This is a genomic window from Chryseobacterium sp. MIQD13, from assembly GCF_050496705.1.
Classification (GTDB): Bacteria; Bacteroidota; Bacteroidia; order Flavobacteriales; family Weeksellaceae; genus Chryseobacterium.
This window is the reverse complement of sequence record NZ_JBNWAF010000001.1, coordinates 1,348,288-1,369,530: the sequence shown is the minus strand read 5'-3', so window position 1 is coordinate 1,369,530 and position 21,243 is coordinate 1,348,288. Positions and strand designations below refer to the sequence as shown.

The following is a 21,243-nucleotide window of genomic DNA, read 5'->3' as shown; positions in this document are numbered from 1 at the left end:
TTGTTTATTTTTTGTTATAAATTAAATTTATTTTGATTTAAAATTAAATCAAAACTTTTTGTTTGGTTTAGATTCATCATTTAGTGATTTGTGAGAGGCTGTTTTGTGTGTTTTTATTTTATTTATGCATTTGGGTATTCCTTTGTCTTCTTATTGTGTTTTTATGAATACCTTATTTTTATATATACTTAAAAAATATACTATTTTAATTAATTTTCTGTTTTTGATGATAAATATTTAATATCTGAATTGGATTAATATTTATTTAAAATATATTTACTTTAATTTAATGAAATCTTATAAATATATTTTTATATTAATTCTAATTATACCAATTCATATATTTTTATTATTATTTTAATTAAAAATTGCTTTAATTAGTAAATTTTGAACAAAGGTATATAAAATTATTTTATAATAGTGGCTAAAAACCTCTGATAGAAGGACTTGATTCACTCTTTAGGGAACGGTGATTAAATATTTTCAGTATTAATGGAGGATTAACGGGAAATTAAATTTCATTTATTTAAATGTTAAAATTTGTTAAAATTTAAAATTGAATAAAAAAAACACGCTGAAAAGCGTGCTTTGTATTATGTTGGGTCGTTTATTATTTATGAATACTATGCTTCACAAGCAGAGCAGGTTACAAAATTAACCATCATTTCTTTAGAGACGGAAGAGCTTCTCTGATAATAAAGAGTTTTTACTCCTTTTTTCCATGCCTCAATGTAAAGATAGTTTACATCTTTTACAGGCATTGTAGATGGGATCTGTAAGTTCAGAGACTGTGCCTGGTCAATATACTGCTGTCTTTGTGCAGCCTGAGAGATGATTTCCATTGGAGAAATCTCTTTGAATGTTTTAAATACAGCTTTTTCTTCGTCTGTTAACTCTTTCAAATGTTGTACAGAACCATGGTTCAGCATGATTGTTCTCCAAGTTTCTTCATTGTCAAGACCTTTTTCTTCCAATAATTTTGCTAAATATTTGTTCTTACGCATAAAGTTTCCTTTGGCAAGACCAGCTTTGTAATAGTTGGATGCGAATGGCTCGATTCCCGGAGAAGTCTGTCCCAGGATCGCAGAACTTGAAGTGGTAGGAGCAATAGCCATAGTGGTGGTATTTCTCAATCCGTAACCTTTTAATAATTCCGGTTCACCATAGATATTGGCAAGTTCTCTGGACGCTGTTTCCGCCTGTTCTTTGATATGTCTGAAAGCTCTTGCGTTGAACTGAGTTGCCTCAAAGCTTTCAAACGGAATCATATTTTTCTGCAGATAAGAATGATATCCTAAAACTCCTAATCCAAGAGCTCTGTGACGCATTGCGAAGTTTCTGGCTCCCTGCAGGTAATAGTTGCCTTCTGTTTTTTCAATAAATTCAGTTAGAACAGCATCAAGGAAGTAAACGGCTAATTTTACAGCATCAGTATCTTTCCACTCATCATATAACTCTAAGTTCATGGAAGATAAACAGCAGATGAAGGATTCTTCTCTGGTAGAGGGAAGCATGATCTCAGAACAAAGGTTACTTGCATTGACAGACATTCCCAGATCTTTATAGACCTGAGGTTTGTTTCTGTTAACATTATCGGTAAAGAAAATGTATGGAAGGCCTTTCTGCTGACGGCTTTCAAGAACTCTGGCCCAGATTTTACGTTTATCCATATCACCGTCAATCATATCCTGCATCCAGTAATCCGGTACACAGATTCCCGTAAACAGGTTCTGAATGGGACTTCCAATATCTTTAATTGATAAGAATTCTTCAATATCACCATGGTCGATATCCAAATAAGCAGCAAAAGCACCTCTTCTTACACCTCCCTGTGAAACTACATCCATTGCAGTATCGAATAATTTCATGAACGAAACCGCTCCTGAAGATTTTCCGTTATCCGTTACAGCAGTTCCTCTGTTTCTAAGCTCTCCAAAATATCCTGAAGTTCCGCCTCCAATCTTCGTCTGCATGATTACTTCACCCATTTTGTGGGTAATTCCTTCAATACTGTCCGGAATGTGAACATTAAAACAGGAAATAGGAAGACCTCGCTGTGTTCCCATGTTCGCCCAGACAGGAGAGGAGAAGCTGATCCATCCTTTGGTGATCATTTCTTTGAAAGCAGGCTGCAATTCCGGCTTGTATAATTTTTTGGCTGCTGCAGTAGTAATCCTGTCAATGGCTCCGTCCACAGTTTCCCCTTTTAACAGATATCCTCTGTTCAGCATCTGCTCAGACTCTTCGTTGAGCCACCATATATTTGAATTTTGTTCTTCCATAGATGTTATATTTTCGAATTCCGGGGCAGTGTTTATACTCCGGAATTTTGTTGCTTTTTATATTGATTGTAATATTTCCACTTTGTGCGTACCGTTCAGCCCGCTTTCATCTCTTAATCTTTGAAATTCTTTAAAAGAAGGTGTGTTTAAAACCTTATGCTGAATTTCTTCATTGATATAATTTGAGTAATGTAAGAAAGTAACGCCGTCTTCTTTTAAGTACACCTTATACTCAAATGTTTCCTGATCCAGATTTTTGAAATCATCAAGAAATGTTTGAATGTGGGTTTTGTTTTCTGACACGTATTCAGGTTTTACGGTGTAGGTTACAATTACATTGATCATTTTTTGTGCTTTGATATTCTGATTACCCGGAGAAAATTTCTTAATTCTAAAATCTTTCTTAATGTTTTAAATTTAAACACTAAGGCTTTTTTTAGTTGTTTAGAGTATTAAGTTTATGTTTTGTTTTAAGATGCTTCGACTCTGCTCAGCATGACATTGCTAATACTATCTGCTTTGACGCTCGCTTCGCTCGCGCCTTTATTTTAAAACAAATCGTTTGCTGTAATACTCTTATCGTGTTTTGTATAATCCACTGGTCTTTTTGCAAAGAAATCATCCATAGAATTAGCAAAAACCTCTTCTTCAAACCATTTCATCGGACGGTATTGTTCGGGAGAAACGTTGTAACGGGTTTCCATATTGATCTTTTTTAAACTGTCATCTACACGGTACTTCATAAAGTTCAGAAGGTCTTCTTTTGAGAAAACACTTAATTCTCCCAATTCAAAGATCCAGTCAAGGATTTCACCTTCCAGCTCAATGGATTGGTCTACCAGGGTGTAGATATCTTCAATGTCTGAATCTGTCAACAGGTCTGGTTGTTCTTCACGGATTTTGTTGATCAGATAAATTCCTGCATTGGCGTGGATCTGCTCATCAACGGAAGTCCATGCGATGATATTGGAAACGTTTTTCATATATCCTTTGAATCTTGTGAAAGAAAGGATGATTGCAAATTGTGAGAAAAGCGAAACGTTTTCAATCAGGATGCTGAATAATAAAAGGGAAGAAACATATTCTTTAGGTGTTGTAGAATTGGCGTGTTTCAGAACGTTTGACAGGAAGTCAATTCTCTTTTTCACGGCAGGAATTTCTATAACATTGGAAAATTCTTCGTTATATCCTAATACTTCTACCAATCGGGAATATGCTTCAGAATGACGGAATTCACATTCTGCAAAAGTAGCTCCAAGGCCATTGAATTCAGGTTTTGGTAAGTGGTTGTATAGGTTCCCCCAGAATGTCTTTACGGACACCTCGATCTGTGCAATGGCTAAAAGCGCATTTTTTACAGCATGTTTTTCGTGCGGCTCTAACTGCGAATGAAAATCCTGAACATCTGCAGTAAAATCCACTTCCGAATGCACCCAGAACGATTTGTTGATCGCCTCTACAAACTGAAGAACCTCAGGGTATTCAAATGGCTTGTAACTTACTCTTTTATCGAAAATTCCCATATTAAAATATCTTTAAAATTAAATAATCTGCATCACTGTGGATAACTTTGAAGTAATGCTTAACTTCTTGTATTTTTGGTATTTACATTTGAAACATATTCACATTCATTTGTGTTGGTTTCTTGTAAAGAACTAATGACAAAGTTCGAAAAAAAGAACTGATTTTAAAAGGGGTAAATACTAATTGGCTGAGTTTTAACTGTAAAAGTTTTCCACATTTACATGAAACCGCCACGAATAATGGCTTAGACAGGGTTATACATAAAAAATAAATGAAAAATTAAAGTTACGGTTAAACACTTTTTTGTAATGTGCTATAAATAAAGGGTTATTTTATTAAACAATAAAATATTTGAATAAATTATTCTTCTTGTAACAAATTGAAATTATCATCTACTTATTGGTTATAAAACAAGCACCACTTAATGTTAGTAATTCAGGATTTACATAAATCATACGATACAGGGAAAAGCAAGCTGCACGTTCTTAAAGGAATTAATCTTAATATTTCCGAAGGCGAGTTTGTATCTATTATGGGAAGTTCCGGTTCCGGAAAATCTACGCTTCTTAATATCATCGGTATTCTGGATGAAAAAGATTCAGGAACTTATGAGCTGGATGGAGTTCCGATTGAGCATTTGTCCGAGGTAAAAGCAGCAGAGTACAGAAGTAAGTTTCTTGGCTTTATTTTTCAGTCTTTCAACCTGATCAGCTATAAAACGGCTCTGGAAAATGTGGCTCTTCCTTTATATTATCAGAATGTTCCGAGAAAAGAACGTAATCAGAAAGCACTGGAATATCTTGAAAAAGTAGGTCTTGGACAGTGGGCTGGTCATCTTCCCAACGAGCTTTCCGGAGGACAGAAACAGAGGGTTGCCATTGCAAGAGCGCTGATCACGGATCCTAAAGTTGTTCTGGCAGATGAGCCGACAGGAGCACTGGATTCAAAAACAACGCATGATATTATGAAGCTTCTTCAGGATATCAATAATGAGGGAAGAACGATCATTGTTGTAACCCACGAACCTGATGTGGCTGCACAGACGAAAAGAAATGTAATTCTGAAAGATGGAATTATAGAAAGTGATGAATTTATCAAGCAGATTGTTTTGTAATTGAAAATAAGATTGACACCAGGGTTAATTGACTTCGAAGAAAATTTGTAACGCAGTTAATTGACTTTTACAAAGTAAAAAAATAAAAACTATGTTTGACCTAGATCGTTGGCAGGAAATATTCAGTTCTATTCGCAGTAATGTATTGCGGACAGTGCTTTCGGGATTTACTGTGGCTTTGGGGCTGTTTATTTTTGTTGTTCTTTTCGGGATAGGAAAGGGGCTGCAAAATGCTTTTACCGAAGGTTTTGCAAGAGATGCACAGAACCTGATTACGATCTATACAGGCAAAACCACTATAGCGTATAAAGGTCTCCAGTCTGACAGAACAGTTACCATGGATAATGATGACTACGATTTTCTGATCAATACAGACAAAGAAAAAGTAGGCGATGCCAGTCCAAGATATAGCACAAGCTTAATGGTAAAATATGGTAAAGAAAGTGGTACCTATCAGATCAACGGAGCAGAACCTGGAGAAAAAGTCATTGAGAACAGAAAAATGCTTGACGGACGTTATCTTACCCCTATGGACCTTGAGAGAAAGCTGAATGTAGCTGTGATCGGGAGAATGGTTCAGCGTGACTTAATCAAGAACGGAAGTCCGGTGGGAAAAGATCTGAATATCAACGGGACCATGTTCAAAGTAGTAGGAGTATTTTCGGATGATGGAGGAGACTGGGATGAAAGACATATTACAGTTCCAATCACAACCCTTCAGCAGATGAAAAAAGGTTCAGATACAGTATCTACCGCCTATATTGCCTATAATGAAAAACTGACTCCGCAGGAAGCCATTAAATATGGTGACGAGCTTAAAGACAGATTAAAAGCAAGAAAGAATGTTGCTCCTGACGATGAAAACGGAGTCCGTGTCTGGAATAACGCCCAGAATATGAACGAAACCTTCCAGTTTATGGCAGTTCTTACCCTTATTGTAGGTTTTATCGGATTGGGAACATTGCTGGCAGGAATTATCGGGATCAGTAACATTATGGTATATATCGTAAAAGAAAGAACCAAAGAGATTGGTGTCCGAAAAGCGATTGGAGCTAAACCGAGAAGTATTGTTGCCCTTATTGTACAGGAAAGTGTTGTGATAACAGTATTTTCAGGAATTATTGGAGTGGCGATAGGAGTATTGGCTCTCAGTTTAATAGGAGACAGTCTTGAAGAATATTTCATTAAGAGTCCCAGTGTAGGATGGGGAACAATCTTTATGGCCTTTATAGCATTGGTATGTTCAGGGCTTATTGCAGGGTTTGTTCCGGCATACAGGGCATCCAAAATCAAGCCGATAGAAGCATTGAGAACGGAATAAGGACGCGTAATTGAAAAGAAATAATCCGGAAATTTGATACTGTGATGAGGAAATGATCTGCAACTATTATCAATCATCATTTATCAGCTATCATTTATATATAAACTTATAACTCAAAGAAGTGAACATTTTATTTAAAAAAGATACTTGGCAGGAAATTTATTATTCACTGAGGAATAATAAGCTTCGGACGTTCCTTACTATGATTGGTGTAGGCTGGGGAATGTTTTTGTATGTGAGTCTTCTTGGGGCTGCAAAAGGGATGGAAAATGGTTTTGATAAATTGTTTTCAGGATTTGCGACCAACTCCATTTTTCTTTGGGCTCAGAAAACCTCCATTCCATATGATGGATTTCCAAAAGGAAGAGAAGTACATCTCAAGTTATCCGATATGGAGATGCTCAAAAGAAAAGTCAATGCCATAGATTATATCTCCCCGCAGAATGCCAGAGGAAGCTTTACCGGAACACCCGGTGAATCCATGTCAAGAAACGGTAAAAACGGAACTTATTCGCTTACGGGAGACTACTCCGTGGGAAATAAAATTTCTGAAAAGAAACTTATTTTCGGACGTTACATCAATGATGCCGATGTTCTTGGAAATAAAAATGTGGCGGTAATTGGAGAAGAGATTTATAAAAACTTCTTTGATGCCAAGAAAAAAGAAGATCCAGTTGGAAAACAGGTCAATATAAAAGGTATATTCTTCAATGTGATTGGTGTTTTCAGAGTGAAAAAAGGAGGAGGTTTTGAAAATGACAGAACGGCTTTCATCCCACTTTCAACCTATACAAAAATGTATAATGCCGGAGAACAGATTGATATGTTTGCTATTGTAAGCAAGCCCAACGCCAATGTAAATGGAGTAGAGGAAGATGTAAAACAGGTATTGAAGACCAAAAATAAAGTATCTCCCGAAGATACCAATGCCTTTGGAAGTTTCAATTTGGGAAAAGAATTTAAAAAACTGACAGGTTTCCTTACAGGGATGCAGCTTTTAACAATTATTGTAGGAACACTCACTATTCTTGCAGGAGTTATTGCTATCTCAAATATCCTTCTGATCACTGTAACGGAAAGAACTAAAGAAATTGGAATACGCAGGGCTTTAGGAGCAAAACCTGCCGAAGTAAGAAACCAGATCCTTCTGGAAAGTGTTGTCATTACACTCTCCTCAGGAATTCTCGGGTTCATGTTTGGAATATTTGTCCTCATCATTTTAAATCTGGTGACTCAAAATCAGGATGAATTTCCGTTCTACAATCCGACTGTCAATTATGGGAATGTATTCGGAGCCATGGCGGTAATGGTTATTCTTGGTCTGATTATCGGGATGATCCCCGCACAGCGTGCAGTAAAGATCCGGCCGATTGAAGCATTGAGATCGGAATAATATGCTAATTTGAAAAATGATTTTTTAATTTTTAAATCATTGAATATTTTAAATCTTTAACCTTTTAATAGTAAAAAATAAACTAGATATATGAAAAAGAAATTCACTTGGAAAAAAGCCATTTATATTGTACTCGGGCTTTTATTTGCAGTGGCATTGTTCTCCGGGATCGGGTATCTCGTGAAATCCAATTCTAAACAGAGTGAAGCTTTCCTGACCAGAAAACCAAAGTACCAGGACATGGAAGACAAGGTAATGGCAACCGGGAAGATCATTCCTAAAGAAGAGATCGAGATCAAGCCCAATATTGCAGGAATCATAGATAAGATCCTTGTAGATGAAGGAGATAAGGTGGAAGCAGGGCAGTTGATCGCTACCGTGAGAATCATTCCTAATATTGCTGATGTAAACAATGCTCAGCAGGAAGTGGTAAACTCCCAGCTGCAAATCAGCAATGCCAAAATGAACGTGGATAATATGCAGAAGCAATTTGCCATGCAGGAAAAACTGTATAAGCAGGGGGTTATTTCCAAGCAGGAGTATTTAAACTCTCAGCAGCAGCTGTTTTCTCAGCAGCAGTCTCTTAAAAACGCTAATCAGCAGTTGGCAACAGCTCAAAAAAGATTGCAGATTGTAAAAACGGGAGCTACTCCGGAGCTTCAGGGATTGGCAACAACACAAATCCGTTCCAAAGCAGCAGGTACTGTTCTTGAAGTTCCTGTAAAAGTAGGAAGTCAGGTAATTGAAGCTAACTCATTCAACGCAGGTACAACAATCTGTTCCATTGCAGACCTTAATTCATTGATCTTTCAAGGAGAAATAGATGAAGCCCAAGCCGGAAAGCTTAAGCAGGGAATGGATATGAAAATCGTAATCGGTGCCCTTCAGAACAAAACGTTCCCGGGAAAACTGACGATGATCGCTCCAAAAGGGAAAGATAACTTAGGAACCATAAAATTCCCGGTTGAAGGTGATGTAAATAATCCTAACAATGAATATATCAGAGCCGGATTTTCTGCCAACGGAGAAATCGTCCTGAAATCTGAAAAACATGCATTGCTTTTGGATGAATCACTTATCCAGTATGAAAAGAAAAACGGTAAAGACACTCCATTTGTAGAAGTGAAGCAGACTGACGGGAAGTTCAAAAAAGTATATGTGAAGCTGGGAGCAAGTGACGGTATCAATGTACAGATCCTTTCCGGCCTTAAAGCAGACTCTGAAGTGAAAGTATGGAACCCTTCCGATAAAGACAAAGAAGAGCTTAAAGAAAAGAAAAAATAGTAAACAATCACTATATATTTAAACTGTAAAATCCTGAGAAAATTTTTCTCAGGATTTTTATTTTTAATTGATTGAATTGATGTAATGGATATTTTTAATAAATTGTCTTAAAAGAAATAACGGACATAAGCCATGAAGAAAAACTATTTGCTTCTTTTTTTCTTTGTAATCGTAAAGTTCATCCTTCAGTATTCCCTGATCAGCCCCGAATACGAACTCCACAGAGATGAATACCTGCATCTCGATCAGGCCAACCATCTCGCCTGGGGATATCTTTCTGTGCCTCCTGTGAATTCCTGGCTGGCTTGGTTTATTAAAATGCTGGGAGGATCTATATTCTGGGTGAAATTTTTCCCTGCACTCTTCGGAGCACTGACGATTGTTGCTGTATGGAAAATGATCGACGAACTTCAGGGCAGTTTATATGCTAAAATTCTTGCTTCAACAGGTATTCTGCTTTCAGTACTTCTTCGTGTCAATATGCTTTTTCAGCCGACTTCTTTGGAAATCCTCTTATGGACACTTATTTATTATACATTAATACTTTATTTAAATTCCGGAAAAGTGAAATGGCTCTACATTGCTGCAGTAATATTTGGAACAGGCTTTTTAAATAAGTACAATATCGTCTTTTCTGTATTGGGAATTATTCCGGCAATTCTGCTGACCAAAGAAAGGAAAATTTTTACTCAGCCCCATCTTTACAGTGCCGGATTGCTGGCTTTGATTATTATGTCTCCTAATCTGTTGTGGCAGTATCATAATGATTTTCCTGTCGTGTATCACATGAAAGAACTTTCCGAAAGACAGTTGGTTCATGTTGACAGGTTTGATTTCTTTAAATCCCAGCTCCTCTTCTTTATAGGCTCGCTGCCGGTAATCATTGCCGGATTGTATGCCCTGCTTTTTTATAAACCGTTTGAAAAATTCAGATCCTTCTTTTGGATATATACTATTACTATTGTTCTGTTTGTATTTTTCAGGGCCAAAGATTATTATGCAATTGGGCTTTATCCTGTTTTCATTACATTTGGAGCCGTTTTTCTGTCCCATGTCTTCGAAAAAGGCTGGCGTAAATTCCTGAAACCTGTCTTTATCCTGATTCCCATATTGCTGTTTTTACCCTTATATAACCTTGCTTTTCCTAACAAAAGCCCCGAATATATCGTGAGCCATCCCGAAAAATATAAAAAGATGGGACTGCTTCGATGGGAAGACGGAGAAGACCATTCGTTGCCTCAGGATTTTGCAGATATGCAGGGCTGGAAAGAGCTTTCCCAAAAAGTAGATAAAGAATACTCACTACTTTCCGGGACTGGCAGGACATTAGTTCTTTGTGATAATTATGGTCAGGCAGGAGCAATTAATTATTATTCCAGAAAAGGAGTGAAAGCAGTTTCCTTTAATGCAGATTATATCAATTGGTTTGATCTCAGTAAAAAATATGATAACCTGATCAGAGTAAAAGAACCCTCCAAAGAAGATGATGAGTTAAAAGAGACAGGTCCATATTTTGAAAGTTCCAAAGCAGCAGATTCCATTGTCAATAAATTTGCCCGCGAAAGAGGAGCAACTGTTTTTAGTTTCAAAGGGGCAAAAATTGATATCCGTACAAGGATCAGGGATGAAATTATTGAAGTGAAATCCAGATATTAACACTTAATTAATGATGATGTACCATCTCAAGATGTAAAATGTTTTCTAATTTAGTTGCTATGAAATCACTACCCGGAATTTTATTCTTATCCTCAACGCTGTTTGTATTAAGCTGCAGCCCTCAGAAAAAAGAGGAAAAAGCTAAAATCGTCTACAAAACGGTTAATCTGTCTGTTATGCAGCTGTCTGATGATATTTACCAGCATATTTCATATAAAGATACCGAATCCTTTGGAAAAGTTCCATGCAACGGAATGATTGTAAAAGGCGGAAACGAAACTGTGATTCTCGATACACCAGCCAATGATAAAAGTTCCGGGGAATTAATTTCCTGGATTCAAAATAGTTTACATGCAAAAGTAAATGCCGTGGTAGCAACCCATTTTCATGATGACAGTCTGGGAGGGCTGAAAGAATTCGATAAAAACAACATTCCGTCCTATGGCGAAACTAAAACGGTGGAACTTGCTAAAAAACAAACAGGTTTCGGAGTTCCCAATCATGCATTTAATGATACGATAACTTTGAACGCAGGAAAACATAAAATTCTGGTGAAATACTTTGGAGAAGGCCATACGAAAGACAATGTCGTGGCCTATGTTCCTGATCAAAAAGCGATGTTTGGAGGCTGCCTGATCAAAGAGATAGATGCCACAAAAGGATATCTCGGAGATGCTAATATTCACATCTGGTCCCAAACAGTAGAAAAAGTAAAAGCCCAATATCCGGATGTGAAGCTTGTAATTCCCGGACATGGAGAAACAGGAGGTCAAGAGCTGTTGGACTATACTATTAAGCTGTTCAGGCAATAAAAATGACTCATTAAACTGAATATTCCGGCAAAGTATAAAAATTTTACAGCTGTTTCAGGTTAAAATACTTCTACTTTTAAATAATTACGAAATATTAATGCAACATTGTTTCATTAATGAGATTTTGTTATACCTTTGTATAGCAAAAGCACTATAGTGGATTTGCAGAAAATATTTAGCCACAAACAAAACCATCAATTAAATGAAAAACTTCGATGTAATCATCATAGGAGGAAGCTATGCCGGGTTATCAGCAGGAATGTCTTTGGGAAGATCATTAAGAAATACCCTGATTATAGACAGCGGAAAACCATGCAACAGACAGACTCCGCATTCCCATAACTTCATTACGCACGACGGAAAAACACCAAAAGAAATTTCTGACCTTGCCAGAAAACAGGTTGAAGCATATGAAACCGTGAAATTTCATGAAGGTTCTGTTGTAAAATTGAGAAACACAAATGAGGGATTTGAAGCCGAAACCTCTGATGGTGAAAAGTTTTATGCTAAAAAACTGGTCCTTGCATCAGGCGTGAAAGATATTATGCCGGCTATCCCTGGATTTGCAGAGTGCTGGGGAATTTCCGTGCTGCATTGCCCTTACTGCCATGGGTATGAAGTGAAGAATGAAGTGACCGGAATACTTTCAGACGGCGATATGGGTTATGATTTTTCAAAATTAGTATACAATTTGACGAAAGATCTTTTCTTATTGAGTAACGGGCCATCAGTTCTTTCGAAAGATCAGAAAGATAAGCTGGCTCAGAATAATATCAGTCTGGTAGAAGATGAAGTTGAAAAAATAGAACATGAAAACGGAAATATCAAAAAAATCGTTTTTAAAAGCGGAAAGGAAATTTCTTTAAAAGCACTTTATGCCAAAATACCTTTCGGGCAGAATATTAACGTTTCGGATATTGGTTGTGAGCTTACCGAGCAAGGATTTATCAAGGTTGATTTTATGCAGAAAACAAATATCCCCGGAGTTTTTGCATGCGGGGATAATACAACCATGATGAGGTCTGTTGCAAGTGCGACTGCTCAGGGAAATTTCACAGGAGCAGTAGTTAATAAGGAACTTTCAGAAGAAAAGTTTTAATTATTATATTATCAATTGGTGAAGTCCCTGCAGAAATTTCTGCGGGGATTTTCTTTTTAAAACTTTGCTGTTAAAAATTATTATCGTAATATTGCGATATTAAATAAATGCTATGGGAGCTACGAAAACTGACTTCTTCACGAATGAACAAAATAGAATCGCAGTCATTGCAAAAGCTTTGGGGCATCCTGCAAGAGTTGCAATCATTGAGTATCTCTTAAAAGTTAATGAGTGTATCTGTGGGGATATTGTCAGTGAGCTTCCCCTTGCCCAGCCAACGGTATCACAGCACCTGAAAGAATTAAAGAATGCAGGACTTATCAAAGGAAATATTGAGGGCAATTCTGTATGTTATTGTATTGACGAGAGCGCTTTTGAAATTTTGAATGTCTTCTTTGCAAATATTATTTCCACCGTTAAAAAGCAGAAGTGCTGTTAAAATTTTTTGAATCATATTATCGTAATATTGCATTATAGCAATTTAAAATATTGAACTATGAAACTATCAGACATTAAAAACATTTTACCTGCATTGGAAAATGTAGAATTTCAGTTAGAGGATGGAAGATTTGTACCGGAACATTTCCATGTTACAGAGATAGGATCGATCACCAAAAACTTTATCGACTGCGGAGGAACAATAAGAAAAGAGGAAAGAGTTAATTTTCAGCTTTGGAATGCTAATGATTATGAACACCGCCTGAAGCCCGGAAAACTGCTGCACATTATTAACCTTTCAGAGGAGAAACTAGGGATAGGAGATTTTGAAATAGAAGTAGAATATCAGGATCAGACCATTGGAAAATATGATCTGGAATTTAACGGTAAAAACTTTATCCTAAAAAACAAACTTACGGCCTGCCTAGCTGCAGATGCCTGTGGAATAGAATCTGTTCAGCAGTTGAGCGGAACAGCAAGTGCATGTTGCAGCCCGGAATCAGGATGTTGTTAATATCTGGTTATGATGATAAAGAAAAAAGTTCTTGTCCTTTGCACCGGAAACAGCTGCAGAAGCCAGATGGCGGAAGGTTATTTAAAGTATTTTACAGAAGGTAAAGCAGAGATCTACAGTGCAGGTATTGAGACCCACGGACTCAATCAGGATGCTGTTCGGGTAATGAAAAAAGACGGGATTGATATTTCCATGCAGACTTCTAACCTTATTGATGAATATAAGAATATGGAATTTGATTTTGTAATTACAGTCTGCGATCATGCCAGAGAGAATTGTCCCTATTTTCCGACTGAAGCAAAAAAAATTCATCAAAACTTCCCCGATCCTTCGAAAACTTCAGGAACAGAAGAAGAAATAAACCGGAATTTTATCAATACAAGAAATCTGATTAAAAGTTACTGCAGAAAGTTTGCAGAAGAAAACCTGTAATAAATAATAAATATAAAAGCTTTGTAAAATAGCAGGTCTAAAATCATACTTTCTGATACAAAAATCTTACAGGAAATTCCGTACATTTGGGGTGAAAAATTTCAAAAACTAAAAGTAAAATGGACATTATTTTCGACCTGATTGAAAAAGAAAGACAAAGACAATCCCATGGATTAGAGCTTATTGCATCAGAAAACTTTGTTTCTGAGAACGTAATGAAAGCAATGGGAAGTGTACTGACCAATAAATATGCTGAAGGGTATCCCGGAAAAAGATATTACGGAGGCTGTGAAGTTGTAGATGAGGTTGAAACATTGGCCATCAACAGAGCAAAAGAACTTTTCGGTGTAGATTACGTCAATGTACAGCCGCATTCAGGCTCTCAGGCTAATGCTGCCATTTATCTTGCTGTTTTGAAAGCAGGAGACAAAATCATGGGAATGGACCTTTCTATGGGAGGGCACCTTACTCATGGTTCAGCAGTGAACTTCTCAGGTATTCAATATCAGGTAGTTTCTTATGGTGTTCAGAAAGAAACAGGACTTATCGATTATGATCAGATGAGAGAGGTTGCTTTGAGAGAAAGACCTAAAATGTTAATTGCAGGTTTCTCGGCTTATTCAAGAGATCTTGATTATGCTAAATTCAGAGAAGTTGCTGATGAGATCGGAGCTACACTTTGGGCAGATATTGCTCACCCGGCCGGTTTAGTGGCAAAAGGACTGTTAAACTCACCATTCGAACATTGCCATGTAGTGACTACTACCACCCATAAGACTTTAAGAGGTCCAAGAGGAGGAATGATCATGATGGGTAAAGATTTTGAAAATACTTACGGTCATAAAACTCCGAAAGGAGAAACAAAAATGATGAGCCAGGTATTGGACGGAGCTGTTTTCCCAGGAATTCAGGGTGGTCCATTGGAACACGTTATTGCAGGAAAAGCTGTGGCTTTCGGAGAAGCACTGGATGGCCAGTTTGAAACATATGCTAAACAGGTTAAAGCTAATGCACAGGCGTTATCCAAAGCGATGATCGACAGAGGTTTCGATATTGTAAGCGGAGGTACAGACAATCATTTAATGCTGGTAGATCTTAGAAATAAGAATGTAAACGGAAAAGAAACTGAAAAAGCTTTAGTGCTTGCAGATATTACATGTAACAAAAATATGGTTCCTTTTGATGACAAGTCGCCGTTCACTACTTCCGGTATCAGACTGGGAACTGCCGCGATCACAACAAGAGGTCTTAAAGAAAATGATATGGATACAATTGCAGGATTAATCTCCGATGTGGTTGACAATATCAAAAATGAAGAAGTTATAGGCTCTGTAAGAAAGAAAGTAAATGAATTAATGGAAGGTAAAGCACTGTTCAACTATTAATTTGATTTAAAACATTATAATATAAAGAATGGGCATCTTGTCCATTCTTTTTCATATCTGATTATGGAGAAAAAATCTTTCACCTTTGATGAAATAAAACTGAAACTGGTAAACTACTGTGTTTACCAGGACCGTTGCCATGCAGAAGTTGAGCAGAAAATGAGAGAATTCCTGCTTATTGATGAAGCAAAAGATGAAATTATCCTTTATCTTCTGAAAGAAAACTATCTCAATGAAGAACGATTTACGCGCAGTTATATCAGAGGGAAGTTTTATATCAAGCACTGGGGCAGGAATAAAATCAAGATGCATCTTAAACAGAAACAGATCTCTGAAAAATTGATCAGCAGCTGTTTTGACGAAATAGATGAAGAAGATTATCAAAAAATGATCAAAAAAATCTTCGAAGATTATTATTCCAGACAGAAAGGAATGCAGGAATACCAGAAAAAATCCAAAACAATAAAATATTTGATGAGCAGAGGCTTTGAATATGAAAAAATAAATGATACTTTTGACGAAACATAAGTAGAGAATTGAAAAAAGAAAAGATTTGGCTTTCGCCCCCGCATATGGGGGGAAATGAGCTTAAATATATACATAACGCATTTGATACCAACTGGATTTCGCAATATGGCTCTAATATAGACGAATTTGAAAATAGCCTGGAAAACTATTTAGGAAACAATTCTCATGTTACAGCTTTATCTTCCGGTACTGCAGCTATTCATCTGGCACTTAGGTTATTGAATGTTGAGGAAGGAGATTTTGTGATCTGCCAATCCTTTACTTTTGTTGCTTCTGCCAATCCCATTCTTTACCTTAAAGCTGTTCCTGTATTCGTTGACAGTGAAGAACAGACCTGGAATATGTGCCCTGAAGCTTTGGAAGATGCTGTAAAATATTGTATTCAACAGGGGAAAAAGCCTAAAGCCATTATTACAGTAGCTTTATATGGGATGCCTTTTATGGCAGATGAAATACTCCAGATTTCAAAAAAATATGAAGTTCCTGTTATTGAAGACAGTGCAGAAGCGTTAGGCAGTAAGTATAAAGGCCAGTTTTGCGGAACTTTTGGAGACCTTTCCGTGATCAGTTTTAACGGAAACAAAATTATTACTACAGCAGGAGGCGGGGTTTTGATCTCAAAAAGTGCAGAGCTCAAAAGCAAAACACTCTTTCTAGCTACGCAGGGCAAAGATAACGAAGAGTTTTACAACCATTCCGAATTAGGATATAATTACAGGATGGATAATATTGCTGCCGGAATAGGAAGGGGGCAGTTGGAAACTCTGGAAGAAAAAATCATCCAACGGAGAAAAAATCATGATTTTTATCAAGAATTATTAAAGGATAGCGAAAATATTGAACTGTTTTCTGCACCGAATAGTGATTTTTTTTCTAACTATTGGCTTAATACCATTATTTTAAAAAACAAACTTTCTAAGGAAGATCTTAAAGATAAATTTTCACAGAATAATATAGAAACCAGATACCTATGGAAACCAATGCACCTTCAGCCGTTGTATAATGGCTGCAAATTTTTTGGAAATAATTTATCTGGTACACTTTTTGACACAGGACTTTGTCTGCCATCAGGAACCAATTTAACGGATGATTGCAGATTAAGAATTTCTGAAGTTTTAGAAGATGAAATTCACTAAATTTGTTTTTTAATTTAAGAATAGATATGATTTTATACCTATTTCTTAAAAATTGAGTAATTAATAAAAACAGGGGTTAAACCCAATTAAACATGAATACAAATTCAGACAATGTACAGCTCTCTTAGAAAAAAAATATTCGGAGGTGATAATGTTGTCAATCTCTCAGACGTAAGATATCTTCCCAGATGGATAATACTTGTAATAGATATTATTATTCTGGCAATGTCTTTATTTCTTTCCACATATACTATTGAAAAAATTACCCAGAAAGAGTTTATTTATCACGAAGATAAGAGCGTTATTTTTGCCTTTATTATTCTGATAAATACCATGTTCATGTATTTTTTCAAAACTTATGCAGGTATTATAAGACACTCTACTTTTATTGATCTTTTTAAACTATTGATTTCCTGTTTCTGTACCATGACTGTGGTGGGATTAGTAAATCTTATCTATTTCTGGTCTACAGGCGGTAAATTTATACTTACAGCTTTCCTTGTATTATATTTCATAATTTCCTTTATGGGATTATTCCTTTTCAGATTATATGTAAAAGAATTTTTTCATATCGTCAGAGAATACAGAAGGAGTGCTCTTAAAAAAAGAATATTAGTACTTGGTATTGATGAACAATCTATTGCTATAGCACGTGCTATTCTGGATAATCCAAGTTTACCTTATCAGGTGGTTGGTTTTCTTACCCAGAGAACAGATTCTAAAAGAGCTTCTTTATTGGGTAAGCCTATTTATGAGAAAAAAAGAATAGAAGAAGCTACAAAAGAAGATCTTATTATCGACGGGGTCATTATTGTGAAAGAAATGATGTCTAAAGATGAAATGAATTCTTGGGTTAATTTATTTTTAGAAAAAGACTTAAATATATTCAAAGCTCCATCTGTACAGAAATTAAGAGACAGTGATCTGGGCGGTGCTATCAGAAACCTTCAGATTGAAGATCTTCTTAATAGAAAGCCTATAAAAATAGAAAGCGAAGAGGTTAAAAGCAGACACTTTAACAAAAATATACTCGTAACAGGAGGTGCCGGATCTATCGGAAGTGAAATTGTAAGACAGGTAGCACAGTTTAACCCGGCATTGATTGTTGTTCTGGATCAGGCTGAAACTCCACTGTACGACATCGAACTTGAAATGAAGGAGAAATTTCCTCATATCAGATTTAAATTTGTTCTGGCTGATGTTTCCAATATACATAGAATAGAGCCGGTATTTCAGACCTATAACTTTTCGATGGTTTATCATGCAGCAGCTTATAAACATGTTCCGCTGGTAGAAGAGAATCCCAATGAAGCTATTCGTGTTAATGTTTTAGGATCAAAAAATGTTGCTATTTTATCAAGCCGTTATAAAGTGAACAGGTTTGTAATGATTTCTACAGATAAAGCTGTAAATCCTACCAATGTGATGGGAGCTTCCAAAAGAGCAGCAGAGTTATTTGTTCAGTCTTTGCATCATGTTGAAGGAAACACAACCAAATTTATTACGACCAGATTCGGAAATGTATTAGGATCAAACGGTTCAGTTATTCCGCATTTTAAAAGACAGATTGAAGCAGGAGGTCCGGTGACTATTACCCATCCTGATATCGTAAGATACTTTATGACCATACCGGAAGCCTGTGAGCTGGTTCTTCAGGCTGGAACAATGGGGCAGGGTGGTGAAATCTTTGTTTTTGATATGGGAGAACCGGTAAAGATTTTGGATCTGGCAAGAAGAATGATCAAATTATCCGGTTTTGAACCAAATATTGATATAAAGATTATATACACTGGATTGAGACCAGGTGAAAAGCTTTATGAAGAACTTTTAAGTGATAATGCTAAAACACTTCCAACTCATAATGAGAAAATCATGATTTCTAAAGATCCTGCTATGGCATTTTTAGAAATAGAAAGCTTGATCAACCTGATAACAGATGCCTCTGTTTTGAAGGATAAAGTAGAGGTGGTAAAGATCCTGAAATCGATTGTACCTGAGTTTAGAAGTAACAATTCGATCTACGAGATTTTGGATAGATAAAAAAAATATAAATGTATATTTGTACAATTTTAAAATATGAAAAGTAAGGTATTGGTTGTATTAACCGCATTTTGGCTGGTTTCATGTAAAACAAACCAGAATGCAAAAAACGATCTGAATTATATGCAGAATATAGAGAAGGTGGCTGTTGAATCATCTTCTAGAAATTCTAGCAATACAATACAAAGCGGTGACCAGTTAGTGATATTGGTAACTGCTAAAGACATGGATGTTGTAAAGCCGTTTAATCAAAACTATTCTTCATCAGAACTTGTTCAAACGAATGCGCTTGCAGGCGGAAATACACCTAATCAGGGTTCCAATACTGTATCCGGACCTACTTATATTGTAGATACAGAAGGAAATATTGATTTTCCTGTATTGGGTAAGCTTAATACATCAGATAAAACATTGGTTGAGTTTAAAGAGGAACTAAGAAATAAAATGACGCAGTATGTAATTAATCCTACTGTGAATGTAAGACTTACCAATTTTAAAGTTACAATTCTTGGAGAAGTAAACAGACAAGGAGATTATACTGTTTCAAATGGACAGGCTACTATTTTAAATGCATTAGGATTAGCTGGGGATTTAACGGTGTATGGAAAGAGAGATGATGTTTTAGTTATTAGAACTGAAAATGGTAATGTTACCCACGGAAAAGTAAATCTATTGGATGCTAATTTAATTAATTCTCCTTACTATAATTTAAAGCAAGGAGATGCAATTATAGTTCCTGCAAATAATACTAAAGATATAATATCCAAACAAAATCCAAATACAGGAATTTACCTGACAGCTGCTTCAATTGCAATAACTGCGGCTGCAGTAGTTGTAAGTTTAATTAAAAAATAGAAGTTAAACTTGAATAATCTAAAGTAAATATGCTTTATTTTTTTAAGATATCTTAGCAACTTGGAACACAAATGAATGAAATTAGACCATATAAAATAGCAGTTATTGGACAGGGATATGTTGGCTTGCCACTATCCTTGGAATTTTCAAACTATTTTCCGGTTTTAGGATTTGATATTAAGACCGAAAGAATTGATCAACTTAATAATGGTATTGATGTAACCCTTGAAGCAGATATAAAAAAACTTGATGAGAGCTTAAAAAAATATGAAGATTCAAATGGTGGGATAGGTTATAAGGGGACAAGTGAATTAAATGATATTTCTGATTGCAATATTTTTATAGTAACTGTACCAACACCCATTGATAAATATAAAGCTCCAGATTTAAGCTCGTTAATTTCCGCTTCGAAGATGCTTGGAAAAATTATAAAAAAAGGGGATATAGTAATATTTGAATCCACTGTTTTCCCAGGCTGTACAGAAGAAGAATGTGTTCCTGTACTAGAAAAATATTCTGAGTTAAAATTCAATGAAGATTTTTTTGTGGGATATTCTCCTGAAAGAATTAATCCAGGTGATAAAGTAAATACTTTAACAAGTGTAAAAAAGGTTACTTCTGGGTCCACAAAGGAAATAGCTGATGAGATAGATAATTTGTATAAAAAAATTATTATAGCAGGAACTCATAAAGCGCCAAGTATTAAGGTAGCTGAAGCTTCTAAAGCAATTGAAAATGCTCAAAGAGATGTAAATATTTCTTTTGTTAATGAGTTGGCACTAATATTTGATAGAATGGGAATTGATACTAATGATGTTCTCGAAGCTGCAGGTACAAAATATAATTTTCTTAAATACAAACCTGGATTGGTAGGCGGACATTGTATTTCCGTAGATCCATATTATTTAGCTCATAAGGCAGAGCAGTTAGGATATCATCCAGACGTTATTTTATCAGGCCGAAGAGTAAATGACTCAATTACAAAATTCATAGCTTCGAAAGTGGTTAAATTATTAATATCAAAGAGTAAGGTTATTAAAAATTCACAAGCTTTAATTTTAGGAGTAACGTTTAAAGAAAATTGTCCTGATATCAGAAATACAAAAGTAATAGATATCTATAACGAATTGGCAGAATATGGAATAGAGGTAGATATTTTTGATCCATGGGCTGATAAGCTGGAAGTTAAACACGAATATGGTGTGGATATTTTGGATCGGATTCCGGATGATAAAAAATATGATTCTATTATTATTGCAGTATCTCATAAAGAATTTCTTACATTGGACTATAAGAAAATGAAAAAAGAGGATAGTGTTATTTTTGATACTAAAGCTTGTATTAATAGAAGTTTAGTAGATGCAAGACTATAATCTAGAATAATAAACTAATCAATATCTGTTGCTAACACATAACAGAATAACTTATAA

At 35.8% G+C, this 21,243-nt stretch carries 19 protein-coding genes; 16 read left to right on the top strand and 3 right to left on the bottom strand.

Annotated elements, in window-relative coordinates; all coding sequences use genetic code 11:
* Window positions 1–623 precede the first annotated feature (623 nt).
* The 3 genes from ACQWU4_RS06500 to ACQWU4_RS06490 form a co-directional block, all read right to left on the bottom strand.
* The gene (locus tag ACQWU4_RS06500; RefSeq protein WP_429935082.1) at window positions 624–2,291 is read right to left on the bottom strand and encodes a ribonucleoside-diphosphate reductase subunit alpha; all 1,668 of its coding nucleotides are present in this window, start codon (window positions 2,289–2,291) and stop codon (window positions 624–626) included.
* Window positions 2,292–2,339: 48 nt separating this feature from the next.
* On the bottom strand, window positions 2,340–2,627 hold the full coding sequence (locus tag ACQWU4_RS06495; protein ID WP_429934958.1) for a hypothetical protein: 288 nt from the start codon (window positions 2,625–2,627) through the stop codon (window positions 2,340–2,342).
* A gap of 203 nt (window positions 2,628–2,830) precedes the next feature.
* Window positions 2,831–3,805, bottom strand: a complete 975-nt coding sequence (locus tag ACQWU4_RS06490) for a ribonucleotide-diphosphate reductase subunit beta (RefSeq protein WP_111956534.1) — start codon at window positions 3,803–3,805, stop codon at window positions 2,831–2,833.
* A 425-nt stretch (window positions 3,806–4,230) separates the two neighbouring features.
* On the opposite strand from ACQWU4_RS06490, the gene ACQWU4_RS06485 reads away from it, so the two are divergent.
* The 16 genes from ACQWU4_RS06485 to ACQWU4_RS06410 all read left to right on the top strand — a co-directional run bounded on the left by ACQWU4_RS06485 (window position 4,231) and on the right by ACQWU4_RS06410 (window position 21,186).
* Window positions 4,231–4,920: an ABC transporter ATP-binding protein gene (locus ACQWU4_RS06485; RefSeq protein ID WP_048502390.1), complete on the top strand. Its 690-nt coding sequence runs from the start codon at window positions 4,231–4,233 to the stop codon at window positions 4,918–4,920.
* Window positions 4,921–5,011: 91 nt separating this feature from the next.
* Window positions 5,012–6,241, top strand: coding sequence for an ABC transporter permease (locus tag ACQWU4_RS06480; protein WP_429934957.1), 1,230 nt, complete (start codon window positions 5,012–5,014; stop codon window positions 6,239–6,241).
* A gap of 121 nt (window positions 6,242–6,362) precedes the next feature.
* Entirely contained in the window at window positions 6,363–7,634 is a 1,272-nt protein-coding gene (locus ACQWU4_RS06475; RefSeq protein WP_429934956.1) for an ABC transporter permease, read from the top strand.
* 90 nt (window positions 7,635–7,724) lie between these two features.
* Entirely contained in the window at window positions 7,725–8,918 is a 1,194-nt protein-coding gene (locus tag ACQWU4_RS06470; RefSeq protein ID WP_429934955.1) for an efflux RND transporter periplasmic adaptor subunit, read from the top strand.
* A 132-nt stretch (window positions 8,919–9,050) separates the two neighbouring features.
* The gene (locus tag ACQWU4_RS06465; protein ID WP_429934954.1) at window positions 9,051–10,574 is read left to right on the top strand and encodes a glycosyltransferase family 39 protein; all 1,524 of its coding nucleotides are present in this window, start codon (window positions 9,051–9,053) and stop codon (window positions 10,572–10,574) included.
* A 59-nt stretch (window positions 10,575–10,633) separates the two neighbouring features.
* Complete coding sequence (gene bla, locus ACQWU4_RS06460) at window positions 10,634–11,386, top strand: subclass B1 metallo-beta-lactamase (RefSeq protein WP_429934953.1); 753 nt, start codon at window positions 10,634–10,636, stop codon at window positions 11,384–11,386.
* A gap of 202 nt (window positions 11,387–11,588) precedes the next feature.
* Complete coding sequence (locus ACQWU4_RS06455; protein WP_429934952.1) at window positions 11,589–12,485, top strand: NAD(P)/FAD-dependent oxidoreductase; 897 nt, start codon at window positions 11,589–11,591, stop codon at window positions 12,483–12,485.
* Window positions 12,486–12,597: 112 nt separating this feature from the next.
* Window positions 12,598–12,924, top strand: coding sequence for an ArsR/SmtB family transcription factor (locus ACQWU4_RS06450; RefSeq protein WP_429934951.1), 327 nt, complete (start codon window positions 12,598–12,600; stop codon window positions 12,922–12,924).
* A gap of 57 nt (window positions 12,925–12,981) precedes the next feature.
* Window positions 12,982–13,437, top strand: coding sequence for a DUF6428 family protein (locus tag ACQWU4_RS06445; RefSeq protein ID WP_429934950.1), 456 nt, complete (start codon window positions 12,982–12,984; stop codon window positions 13,435–13,437).
* Window positions 13,438–13,446: 9 nt separating this feature from the next.
* Entirely contained in the window at window positions 13,447–13,869 is a 423-nt protein-coding gene (locus ACQWU4_RS06440) for an arsenate reductase ArsC (RefSeq protein WP_429934949.1), read from the top strand.
* Window positions 13,870–13,988: 119 nt separating this feature from the next.
* Window positions 13,989–15,254: a serine hydroxymethyltransferase gene (gene glyA, locus ACQWU4_RS06435; protein WP_429934948.1), complete on the top strand. Its 1,266-nt coding sequence runs from the start codon at window positions 13,989–13,991 to the stop codon at window positions 15,252–15,254.
* A gap of 63 nt (window positions 15,255–15,317) precedes the next feature.
* Window positions 15,318–15,782: a regulatory protein RecX gene (locus ACQWU4_RS06430; RefSeq protein WP_429934947.1), complete on the top strand. Its 465-nt coding sequence runs from the start codon at window positions 15,318–15,320 to the stop codon at window positions 15,780–15,782.
* 44 nt (window positions 15,783–15,826) lie between these two features.
* The gene (locus tag ACQWU4_RS06425; RefSeq protein WP_429935081.1) at window positions 15,827–16,918 is read left to right on the top strand and encodes an aminotransferase class I/II-fold pyridoxal phosphate-dependent enzyme; all 1,092 of its coding nucleotides are present in this window, start codon (window positions 15,827–15,829) and stop codon (window positions 16,916–16,918) included.
* 111 nt (window positions 16,919–17,029) lie between these two features.
* Complete coding sequence (locus ACQWU4_RS06420) at window positions 17,030–18,958, top strand: polysaccharide biosynthesis protein (RefSeq protein WP_429934946.1); 1,929 nt, start codon at window positions 17,030–17,032, stop codon at window positions 18,956–18,958.
* Window positions 18,959–18,994: 36 nt separating this feature from the next.
* A complete protein-coding gene (locus tag ACQWU4_RS06415; protein WP_429934945.1) occupies window positions 18,995–19,813 on the top strand; it encodes a polysaccharide biosynthesis/export family protein in 819 nt (272 codons plus the stop codon).
* Between the two features lie 71 nt (window positions 19,814–19,884).
* The gene (locus tag ACQWU4_RS06410) at window positions 19,885–21,186 is read left to right on the top strand and encodes a nucleotide sugar dehydrogenase (RefSeq protein ID WP_429934944.1); all 1,302 of its coding nucleotides are present in this window, start codon (window positions 19,885–19,887) and stop codon (window positions 21,184–21,186) included.
* The last annotated feature ends 57 nt before the right edge of the window (window positions 21,187–21,243 follow it).

Excerpts from the sequence above, each read along its gene's own strand:
- ACQWU4_RS06495 (WP_429934958.1), bottom strand. The coding sequence starts at position 2,627 with ATGATCAATGTAATTGTAACCTACACCGTAAAACCTGAATACGTGTCA.
- ACQWU4_RS06490 (WP_111956534.1), bottom strand. The coding sequence starts at position 3,805 with ATGGGAATTTTCGATAAAAGAGTAAGTTACAAGCCATTTGAATACCCT.
- ACQWU4_RS06485 (WP_048502390.1), top strand. The coding sequence starts at position 4,231 with ATGTTAGTAATTCAGGATTTACATAAATCATACGATACAGGGAAAAGC.
- ACQWU4_RS06480 (WP_429934957.1), top strand. The coding sequence starts at position 5,012 with ATGTTTGACCTAGATCGTTGGCAGGAAATATTCAGTTCTATTCGCAGT.
- ACQWU4_RS06470 (WP_429934955.1), top strand. The coding sequence starts at position 7,725 with ATGAAAAAGAAATTCACTTGGAAAAAAGCCATTTATATTGTACTCGGG.
- ACQWU4_RS06465 (WP_429934954.1), top strand. The coding sequence starts at position 9,051 with ATGAAGAAAAACTATTTGCTTCTTTTTTTCTTTGTAATCGTAAAGTTC.
- bla (WP_429934953.1), top strand. The coding sequence starts at position 10,634 with ATGAAATCACTACCCGGAATTTTATTCTTATCCTCAACGCTGTTTGTA.
- ACQWU4_RS06455 (WP_429934952.1), top strand. The coding sequence starts at position 11,589 with ATGAAAAACTTCGATGTAATCATCATAGGAGGAAGCTATGCCGGGTTA.
- ACQWU4_RS06450 (WP_429934951.1), top strand. The coding sequence starts at position 12,598 with ATGGGAGCTACGAAAACTGACTTCTTCACGAATGAACAAAATAGAATC.
- ACQWU4_RS06445 (WP_429934950.1), top strand. The coding sequence starts at position 12,982 with ATGAAACTATCAGACATTAAAAACATTTTACCTGCATTGGAAAATGTA.
- ACQWU4_RS06440 (WP_429934949.1), top strand. The coding sequence starts at position 13,447 with ATGATGATAAAGAAAAAAGTTCTTGTCCTTTGCACCGGAAACAGCTGC.
- glyA (WP_429934948.1), top strand. The coding sequence starts at position 13,989 with ATGGACATTATTTTCGACCTGATTGAAAAAGAAAGACAAAGACAATCC.
- ACQWU4_RS06430 (WP_429934947.1), top strand. The coding sequence starts at position 15,318 with ATGGAGAAAAAATCTTTCACCTTTGATGAAATAAAACTGAAACTGGTA.
- ACQWU4_RS06425 (WP_429935081.1), top strand. The coding sequence starts at position 15,827 with ATGGGGGGAAATGAGCTTAAATATATACATAACGCATTTGATACCAAC.
- ACQWU4_RS06420 (WP_429934946.1), top strand. The coding sequence starts at position 17,030 with ATGTACAGCTCTCTTAGAAAAAAAATATTCGGAGGTGATAATGTTGTC.
- ACQWU4_RS06415 (WP_429934945.1), top strand. The coding sequence starts at position 18,995 with ATGAAAAGTAAGGTATTGGTTGTATTAACCGCATTTTGGCTGGTTTCA.
- ACQWU4_RS06410 (WP_429934944.1), top strand. The coding sequence starts at position 19,885 with ATGAATGAAATTAGACCATATAAAATAGCAGTTATTGGACAGGGATAT.